The 9,185-nt window shown below is 50.4% G+C and carries 9 protein-coding genes and 1 pseudogene; 6 read left to right on the top strand and 4 right to left on the bottom strand.

The window, feature by feature from the left end; genetic code table 11:
* A pseudogene (gene ligA, locus QZF50_RS04725) lies at positions 1-733 on the bottom strand (NAD-dependent DNA ligase LigA); the annotation flags it as partial.
* Between the two features lie 70 nt (positions 734-803).
* On the bottom strand, positions 804-1,790 hold the full coding sequence (zipA, locus tag QZF50_RS04720; protein ID WP_001297862.1) for a cell division protein ZipA: 987 nt from the start codon (positions 1,788-1,790) through the stop codon (positions 804-806).
* 229 nt (positions 1,791-2,019) lie between these two features.
* Here zipA and cysZ point away from each other — a divergent pair, with 229 nt between their 5' ends.
* From cysZ to crr, 5 genes are all read left to right on the top strand, one after another.
* Positions 2,020-2,781, top strand: coding sequence for a sulfate transporter CysZ (cysZ, locus tag QZF50_RS04715; RefSeq protein WP_000254843.1), 762 nt, complete (start codon positions 2,020-2,022; stop codon positions 2,779-2,781).
* Between the two features lie 184 nt (positions 2,782-2,965).
* The gene (cysK, locus tag QZF50_RS04710; RefSeq protein WP_000034402.1) at positions 2,966-3,937 is read left to right on the top strand and encodes a cysteine synthase A; all 972 of its coding nucleotides are present in this window, start codon (positions 2,966-2,968) and stop codon (positions 3,935-3,937) included.
* Positions 3,938-4,320: 383 nt separating this feature from the next.
* Positions 4,321-4,578, top strand: a complete 258-nt coding sequence (gene ptsH / locus QZF50_RS04705) for a phosphocarrier protein Hpr (RefSeq protein ID WP_000487600.1) — start codon at positions 4,321-4,323, stop codon at positions 4,576-4,578.
* A gap of 44 nt (positions 4,579-4,622) precedes the next feature.
* Positions 4,623-6,350, top strand: a complete 1,728-nt coding sequence (ptsI, locus tag QZF50_RS04700) for a phosphoenolpyruvate-protein phosphotransferase PtsI (RefSeq protein WP_000623136.1) — start codon at positions 4,623-4,625, stop codon at positions 6,348-6,350.
* A 40-nt stretch (positions 6,351-6,390) separates the two neighbouring features.
* Positions 6,391-6,900 carry a PTS glucose transporter subunit IIA gene (gene crr / locus QZF50_RS04695; protein ID WP_000522247.1) on the top strand — a complete coding sequence of 170 codons (510 nt, stop codon included), beginning with the start codon at positions 6,391-6,393 and terminating at the stop codon, positions 6,898-6,900.
* A gap of 41 nt (positions 6,901-6,941) precedes the next feature.
* Here crr and pdxK read toward each other — a convergent pair whose 3' ends face one another.
* The gene (gene pdxK, locus QZF50_RS04690; protein ID WP_000096660.1) at positions 6,942-7,793 is read right to left on the bottom strand and encodes a pyridoxine/pyridoxal/pyridoxamine kinase; all 852 of its coding nucleotides are present in this window, start codon (positions 7,791-7,793) and stop codon (positions 6,942-6,944) included.
* A 104-nt stretch (positions 7,794-7,897) separates the two neighbouring features.
* Here pdxK and QZF50_RS04685 point away from each other — a divergent pair, with 104 nt between their 5' ends.
* Positions 7,898-8,266 carry a YfeK family protein gene (locus QZF50_RS04685; RefSeq protein WP_000719943.1) on the top strand — a complete coding sequence of 123 codons (369 nt, stop codon included), beginning with the start codon at positions 7,898-7,900 and terminating at the stop codon, positions 8,264-8,266.
* Between the two features lie 2 nt (positions 8,267-8,268).
* On the opposite strand, the gene cysM is transcribed toward QZF50_RS04685, so the two are convergent.
* The gene (cysM, locus tag QZF50_RS04680; RefSeq protein ID WP_001297645.1) at positions 8,269-9,180 is read right to left on the bottom strand and encodes a cysteine synthase B; all 912 of its coding nucleotides are present in this window, start codon (positions 9,178-9,180) and stop codon (positions 8,269-8,271) included.
* Positions 9,181-9,185 lie beyond the last annotated feature (5 nt).

The raw sequence follows: 9,185 nt of genomic DNA, 5'->3' as shown, positions 1-9,185 counted from the left end.
GCAGTAAACGGCCAAGATGAGTATCCGGCAGCTCGCCACCTTCCAGAACACCAACGCCATAGCAGAAAAAAGTGAGCGGTCGCTTCGCTGTAATACGCGGATCAAGCTGACGCAGTGAACCAGCTGCCGCATTACGTGGGTTAGCAAAAACTTTCCCGCCCGTGCGTCGCGCATCTTCGTTAATCTTTTCGAACCCCGCCTGCGGCAGGAACACTTCACCACGCACTTCCAGACGCGCCGGGATATTCTCTCCGTGCAGCTTCAGCGGAATAGCGCGAATAGTACGCACATTAGACGTGATATCTTCCCCGGTGGTGCCATCGCCACGGGTCGCGGCACTGACTAAAACGCCATTTTCATACAGAATACTGACGGCAAGGCCATCCAGCTTCAGCTCACAGCACCAGGTGACTTTCTCGTTGTTTTTCAGACGGTCCTGCACACGTTTGTTGAAAGCAAGAAAGCTTTCTTCATCAAAAACGTTATCCAGTGACAGCATTGGTACTTCATGGCGTATCTGGCTGAAAGCCGCCAGCGGCGCAGCGCCTACACGTTGGGTAGGCGAATCAGGCGTAATCAGTTCTGGATGTTTGGTTTCCAGCTCGCGCAGTTCGCGCATCAGCCTGTCGTATTCAGCGTCGGGAATTTCCGGCGCATCCATCACATGATAAAGATATTCATGATGGCGAAGCGTCGTTCGCAGTTCTGTCAGTTGTTGTTCGATTGATTCCATATCGCACCATCAATGCTAAAAACCCCCGACAAGCGGGGGTTCGAAGAGGAGTTAATTTGCCTTAAGTGTATCAGGCGTTGGCGTCTTTGACTTCGCGGATGATGTCCTGGTACTCGCGCAATTTCTGCGGAGTCATCATACGGCGCTGATCGTCAAGCACGACACCGCCCACTTCATCGGCAATATGCTGCGCAGATTGCAGCATCAGCTTGAAGTTCTGCAGCTCGTCACCGTAAGACGGTACCTGCATAAAGATGGTGACACCCGGAGTAGTGAAATCCTTCATTTCAGGATCAAAGGTTCCCGGTTTCACCATATTCGCCAGGCTGAATAACGCCGGGCCGCTGCCATCCGGGCTAAGATGACGATGGTAAATATTCATATCGCCAAAAATGAAGCCCGCTTGTTGAATGCTGTTAAGAAGCAGTTCACCGTTTAGCTCGCTACCGTGATGCGCCGCGACGTTCATGATAATCACCGCTTCTTTGCGCTTCGGTTTATCCATAACTGGAGCCGGTTCCGCTACAGGCTCAGGCTGTGGTGCCGCTACGGGTTCTGCAGGCTGGAAAGCCTGTTGTGCCGGTTGCGGTGCTGAATGCACAGGCTGCGGCGCTGGCGCGACCTGTGGCGAAACTGGCTGCTGCAACGGCTGTTCAGGCTGCGGCTGATAGGCAGGCTGCTGCACCGGCTGCGCTGGACGCGGAGCATGTTGCGGCGGTACCTGCGCTTCAGGCGGCTGCTGGACCGGTTGACGCGGCTGCGCAGACGCATAAGGCGGTTGGTACTGGTGTTGCGGCGACGGACGAGCAGCCTCATGCTCCTGAGCGTTAGCCGGGGCATGATTCACGCGGTGAACACGAACCTCACCAACGCCCTCATCATCTTCGACATCCTCGTCATAAGAATCGTCGTCACGTTTTGACTTCATTCGTTTTAATGGCCGATCGCGGAACATAGAAGATCGTTCTTTACGGCTGGTCCAGAAACCATGTACCAGTAAAGCGATTATGGCGATCGCGCCAACAATGATTAATATCAGACGCAAATCCTGCATCATTATATTCTCTGTTGTTCTAACACCTTGCCACCACGGCAAACATTTACTCACTAAGAGTATTTGCCGATTACCTCAAGTGCAAGTGCACTATTAACTTTCACAGCACAAAGATAGATGAAATCGTGCTTTTTGCTGTTTTTTCGAACATATCCTAACTGTCCATTGCGCAATTACCCGGTAAAATACGCAGAATTTTCCTGGGATTGGTCAAAAGGAGCTCATCCTGATTATGGTTTCATCATTCACATCTGCCCCACGCAGCGGTTTTTACTATTTTGCGCAAGGCTGGAAGCTCGTCTCGCAACCTGGGATTCGGCGTTTCGTTATTTTACCGCTGCTGGTCAATATTTTGTTGATGGGGGGCGCATTCTGGTGGCTCTTTACACAGCTCGATGTCTGGATCCCGACTCTCATGAGTTACGTTCCGGACTGGCTACAATGGCTGAGTTATCTGTTGTGGCCTCTGGCTGTCATCTCTGTGCTGTTAGTGTTTGGCTATTTCTTCTCCACGATTGCTAACTGGATTGCCGCTCCGTTTAACGGTTTATTGGCTGAACAACTGGAAGCACGATTGACTGGCGCTACACCGCCAGATACTGGGATTTTCGGTATCATGAAAGATGTGCCGCGAATCATGAAACGCGAATGGCAAAAATTTGCCTGGTATCTGCCGCGCGCAATTGTATTGCTAATTCTTTACTTAATCCCTGGTATTGGGCAAACCGTCGCGCCGGTACTGTGGTTCCTGTTTAGCGCCTGGATGTTAGCCATCCAGTATTGCGATTACCCCTTCGATAACCACAAAGTGCCGTTTAAAGAGATGCGCACCGCCCTGCGCACACGCAAAATCACCAATATGCAGTTTGGTGCTTTAACCAGCCTGTTTACGATGATCCCGCTGCTTAATCTGTTCATCATGCCCGTTGCCGTTTGTGGCGCGACGGCGATGTGGGTCGATTGCTATCGCGATAAACACGCGATGTGGCGGTAACAATCTACCGGTTATTTTGTAAACCGTTTGTGTGAAACAGGGGTGGCTTATGCCGCCCCTTATTCCATCTTGCATGTCATTATTTCCCTTCTGTATATAGATATGCTAAATCCTTACTTCCGCATATTCTCTGAGCGGGTATGCTACCTGTTGTATCCCAATTTCATACAGTTAAGGACAGGCCATGAGTAAGATTTTTGAAGATAACTCGCTGACTATCGGTCACACGCCGCTGGTTCGCCTGAATCGCATCGGTAACGGACGCATTCTGGCGAAGGTGGAATCTCGTAACCCCAGCTTCAGCGTTAAGTGCCGTATCGGTGCCAACATGATTTGGGATGCCGAAAAGCGCGGCGTGCTGAAACCAGGCGTTGAACTGGTTGAACCAACCAGCGGTAATACCGGGATTGCACTGGCCTATGTAGCTGCCGCTCGCGGTTACAAACTCACCCTGACCATGCCAGAAACCATGAGTATTGAACGCCGCAAGCTGCTGAAAGCGTTAGGTGCAAACCTGGTGCTGACGGAAGGTGCTAAAGGCATGAAAGGCGCAATCCAAAAAGCAGAAGAAATTGTCGCCAGCAATCCAGAGAAATACCTGCTGCTGCAACAATTCAGCAATCCGGCAAACCCTGAAATTCACGAAAAAACCACCGGTCCGGAGATCTGGGAAGATACCGACGGTCAGGTTGATGTATTTATTGCTGGCGTTGGGACTGGCGGTACGCTGACTGGCGTCAGCCGCTACATTAAAGGCACCAAAGGCAAGACCGATCTTATCTCTGTCGCCGTTGAGCCAACCGATTCTCCAGTTATCGCCCAGGCACTGGCTGGTGAAGAGATTAAACCTGGCCCGCATAAAATTCAGGGTATTGGCGCTGGTTTTATCCCAGCTAACCTCGATCTCAAGCTGGTCGATAAAGTCATTGGCATCACCAATGAAGAAGCGATTTCTACCGCGCGTCGTCTGATGGAAGAAGAAGGTATTCTTGCAGGTATCTCTTCTGGAGCAGCTGTTGCTGCGGCGTTGAAACTACAAGAAGATGAAAGCTTTACCAACAAGAATATTGTGGTTATTCTACCGTCATCGGGTGAGCGTTATTTAAGCACCGCATTGTTTGCCGATCTCTTCACTGAGAAAGAACTGCAACAGTAATGCCAGCTTGTTAAAAATGCGTAAAAAAGCACCTTTTTAGGTGCTTTTTTGTGGCCTGCTTCAAACTTTCGCCCCTCCTGGCATTGATTCAGCCTGTCGGAACTGGTATTTAACCAGACTAATTATTTTGATGCGCGAAATTAATCGTTACAGGAAAAGCCAAAGCTGAATCGATTTTATGATTTGGTTCAATTCTTCCTTTAGCGGCATAATGTTTAATGACGTACGAAACGTCAGCGGTCAACACCCGCCAGCAATGGACTGTATTGCGCTCTTCGTGCGTCGCGTCTGTTAAAAACTGGCGCTAACAATACAGGCTAAAGTCGAACCGCCAGGCTAGACTTTAGTTCCACAACATTAAACCTATAAGTTGGGGAAATACAATGTTCCAGCAAGAAGTTACCATTACCGCTCCGAACGGTCTGCACACCCGCCCTGCTGCCCAGTTTGTAAAAGAAGCTAAGGGCTTCACTTCTGAAATTACTGTGACTTCCAACGGCAAAAGCGCCAGCGCGAAAAGCCTGTTTAAACTGCAGACTCTGGGCCTGACTCAAGGTACCGTTGTGACTATCTCCGCAGAAGGCGAAGACGAGCAGAAAGCGGTTGAACATCTGGTTAAACTGATGGCGGAACTCGAGTAATTTCCCGGGTTCTTTTAAAAATCAGTCACAAGTAAGGTAGGGTTATGATTTCAGGCATTTTAGCATCCCCGGGTATCGCTTTCGGTAAAGCTCTGCTTCTGAAAGAAGACGAAATTGTCATTGACCGGAAAAAAATTTCTGCCGACCAGGTTGATCAGGAAGTTGAACGTTTTCTGAGCGGTCGTGCCAAGGCATCAGCCCAGCTGGAAACGATCAAAACGAAAGCTGGTGAAACGTTCGGTGAAGAAAAAGAAGCCATCTTTGAAGGGCATATTATGCTGCTCGAAGATGAGGAGCTAGAGCAGGAAATCATAGCCCTGATTAAAGATAAACACATGACAGCTGACGCAGCTGCTCATGAAGTTATCGAAGGTCAGGCTTCTGCCCTGGAAGAGCTGGATGATGAATACCTGAAAGAACGTGCGGCTGACGTACGTGATATAGGTAAGCGCCTGCTGCGCAACATCCTGGGCCTGAAGATTATCGACCTGAGCGCCATTCAGGATGAAGTCATTCTGGTTGCCGCTGACCTGACGCCGTCCGAAACCGCACAGCTGAACCTGAAGAAGGTGCTGGGTTTCATCACCGACGCGGGTGGCCGTACTTCCCACACCTCTATCATGGCGCGTTCTCTGGAACTGCCTGCTATCGTGGGTACCGGTAGCGTCACCTCTCAGGTGAAAAATGACGACTATCTGATTCTGGATGCCGTAAATAATCAGGTTTACGTCAATCCAACCAACGAAGTTATTGATAAAATGCGCGCTGTTCAGGAGCAAGTGGCTTCTGAAAAAGCAGAGCTTGCTAAACTGAAAGATCTGCCAGCTATTACGCTGGACGGTCACCAGGTAGAAGTATGCGCTAACATTGGTACGGTTCGTGACGTTGAAGGTGCAGAGCGTAACGGCGCTGAAGGCGTTGGTCTGTATCGTACTGAGTTCCTGTTCATGGACCGCGACGCGCTGCCCACTGAAGAAGAACAGTTTGCTGCTTACAAAGCAGTGGCTGAAGCGTGTGGCTCGCAGGCGGTTATCGTTCGTACCATGGACATCGGCGGCGACAAAGAGCTGCCATACATGAACTTCCCGAAAGAAGAGAACCCGTTCCTCGGCTGGCGCGCTATCCGTATCGCGATGGATCGTAAAGAGATCCTGCGCGATCAGCTCCGCGCTATCCTGCGTGCCTCGGCTTTCGGTAAATTGCGCATTATGTTCCCGATGATCATCTCTGTTGAAGAAGTGCGTGCACTGCGCAAAGAGATCGAAATCTACAAACAGGAACTGCGCGACGAAGGTAAAGCGTTTGACGAGTCAATTGAAATCGGCGTAATGGTGGAAACACCGGCTGCCGCAACAATTGCACGTCATTTAGCCAAAGAAGTTGATTTCTTTAGTATCGGCACCAATGATTTAACGCAGTACACTCTGGCAGTTGACCGTGGTAATGATATGATTTCACACCTTTACCAACCAATGTCACCGTCCGTGCTGAACTTGATCAAGCAAGTTATTGATGCTTCTCATGCTGAAGGCAAATGGACTGGCATGTGTGGTGAGCTTGCTGGCGATGAACGTGCTACACTTCTGTTGCTGGGGATGGGTCTGGACGAATTCTCTATGAGCGCCATTTCTATCCCGCGCATTAAGAAGATTATCCGTAACACGAACTTCGAAGATGCGAAGGTGTTAGCAGAGCAGGCTCTTGCTCAACCGACAACGGACGAGTTAATGACGCTGGTTAACAAGTTCATTGAAGAAAAAACAATCTGCTAATCCACGAGATGCGGCCCAATTTACTGCTTAGGAGAAGATCATGGGTTTGTTCGATAAACTGAAATCTCTGGTTTCCGACGACAAGAAGGATACCGGAACTATTGAGATCATTGCTCCGCTCTCTGGCGAGATCGTCAATATCGAAGACGTGCCGGATGTCGTTTTTGCGGAAAAAATCGTTGGTGATGGTATTGCTATCAAACCAACGGGTAACAAAATGGTCGCGCCTGTAGACGGTACCATTGGTAAAATCTTTGAAACCAATCACGCGTTCTCTATCGAATCTGATAGCGGCGTTGAACTGTTCGTCCACTTCGGTATCGACACCGTTGAACTGAAAGGCGAAGGCTTCAAGCGTATTGCTGAAGAAGGTCAGCGCGTGAAAGTTGGCGATACTGTCATTGAATTTGATCTGCCGCTACTGGAAGAGAAAGCCAAGTCTACCCTGACTCCGGTTGTTATCTCCAACATGGACGAAATCAAAGAACTGATCAAACTGTCCGGTAGCGTAACCGTGGGTGAAACCCCGGTTATCCGCATCAAGAAGTAATTCTTGCCGCAGTGAAAAATGGCGCCCATCGGCGCCATTTTTTATGCTTCCGCCAGCGGCGGCAAAATCAATTCATCGCTCTCATGCTGCTGGGTGTAGCGCATCACTTCCAGTACGCGCAACCCCGCACGGTGCACCGCATCGTTTAACGCCTTCCCTTTCAGCAAACCACTGATAAGCTGAGCACAAAACAGGTCGCCAGTCCCTTTCAGGTCGGTTTTTACCCGTGAATGGGAAATGACATTCACGCTGTCGGCACTGACCACCACCACCTGCATCTCCTGATTTTCTTCATTACCGGAGGCGCTGGTAATCACCACCCATTTTAATGTGTCTGAAAGCAGACTTTTTGCGGCAGCAATGGCACTGTCGAGATCGCGGCAATTTTTACCGGTCAGGATTTCCAGCTCAAAGATATTGGGGGTAATTCCCTGCGCCAGCGGCAGTAAATATTGTCGATACGCCTCGGGAAGGTCAGGTTTGACATAAATTCCGCTATCAATATCGCCAATCACCGGATCGACCATGATCAATAGGTCAGGATGGTCTTTGCGTAGCGCAGTCAGCCACTCGGCAAGGATTTTGATTTGCGATGCCGTTCCCATATAGCCCGTGGTTACAGCGCGCAGCTGGCGCAGCGCATCACGCTCCTGAAGCGCACGCAAATAACCGCTAAACCATTCATCCGGAATCGCACCACCGTAGAAAGTGTCATAATGCGGCGTATTGCTCAGCAATACCGTCGGCACGGCAAAAACATTCAGACCGTTCTGTTTGATAGCAGGCACGGCAATGCTGTTGCCCACGCTGCCGTAAACCACCTGCGACTGCACGGCGACGATATCCGCCTGCAGCGCCCTGCTCTTATCGTTAAACAACAACAAACTACTCATTTAATTTTTTCTCCTTGCCGATGATCCTCATCGTATTCCAACCGAAACTTTACCTGATTCTGGCAGTCAAATCGGCTATCACAAAACAAGGATAAGGTAATTCAATGAAGAAAATCATTTGTCTGGTCATTACACTACTAATGACACTCCCCGCTTACGCGAAGTTAACTGCCCATGAAGAAGCCCGCATCAACGCCATGCTGGAGGGATTAGCACAGAAAAAGGATTTGATATTTGTGCGCAACGGTGATGAACATACCTGCGATGAAGCGGTTTCTCATCTGCGTCTGAAGCTGGGCAATACCCGTAACCGCATTGACACTGCCGAGCAGTTTATTGATAAGGTTGCTTCGTCGTCATCGATTACCGGGAAGCCGTATATTGTGAAGATCCCCGGTAAGAGCGATGAGAACGCACAGCCTTTTTTACATGCGCTAATTGCGCAGACGGATAAAACGGTGCCTGCGCAATAATCTTAAATCCCCGCCCCCTGGCTAAAATGCTCTTCCCCAAACACCCCGGTGGAAAGGTAGCGATCGCCACGATCGCAGATGATCGCTACCACCACCGCACCAGGGTTAGCTTTTGCCACCCGCAGTGCTCCGGCAACCGCGCCGCCGGAGCTGACGCCACAGAATATTCCTTCCCGCACTGCCAGTTCGCGCATGGTGTTTTCTGCATCGCGCTGATGAATATCCAGCACCTCATCCACCAGAGAAGCGTTGAAAATCCCCGGCAGATATTCCGCAGGCCAGCGGCGAATGCCGGGAATACTGCTGCCTTCTTCCGGCTGCAGGCCAACAATCGTTACTGGTTTGGATTGTTCGCGCATAAAGCGTGAAACGCCGGTGATAGTGCCGGTTGTTCCCATGCTGGAGACAAAATGGGTAATGCGCCCGCCGGTTTGCTGCCAGATTTCCGGCCCGGTAGTGGTGTAATGGGCGTAAGGGTTATCGGGATTATTAAACTGATCGAGCAGCTTTCCTTCGCCACGATTCGCCATCTCCAGCGCCAGATCGCGCGCACCTTCCATGCCCTGCTCTTTGGTGACAAGAATCAGTTCCGCACCATAAGCACGCATCGCCGCACGGCGTTCCTGGCTCATGTTGTCGGGCATCAGCAATTTCATGCGATAGCCTTTCAGCGCGGCAATCATTGCCAGCGCAATGCCGGTGTTACCACTGGTGGCTTCGATTAAGACATCACCCGGTTTAATTTCCCCGCGCTTTTCCGCCTCGACGATCATCGAAAGTGCCGCACGATCTTTCACCGAACCTGCCGGGTTATTGCCTTCCAGTTTTAACCACACTTCACTGCCGTTATCCGGCCCCATTCGCTGCAACTTCACCAGAGGCGTATTGCCTATTGTTTGTTCTAATGTACTCACGATCT

Origin of the sequence: uncultured Escherichia sp. (genome assembly GCF_948475835.1) — a bacterium.
In the GTDB taxonomy this organism is placed as follows: Bacteria; Pseudomonadota; Gammaproteobacteria; order Enterobacterales; family Enterobacteriaceae; genus ECMA0423.
This window is presented reverse-complemented; position numbering and strand designations above follow the sequence as displayed.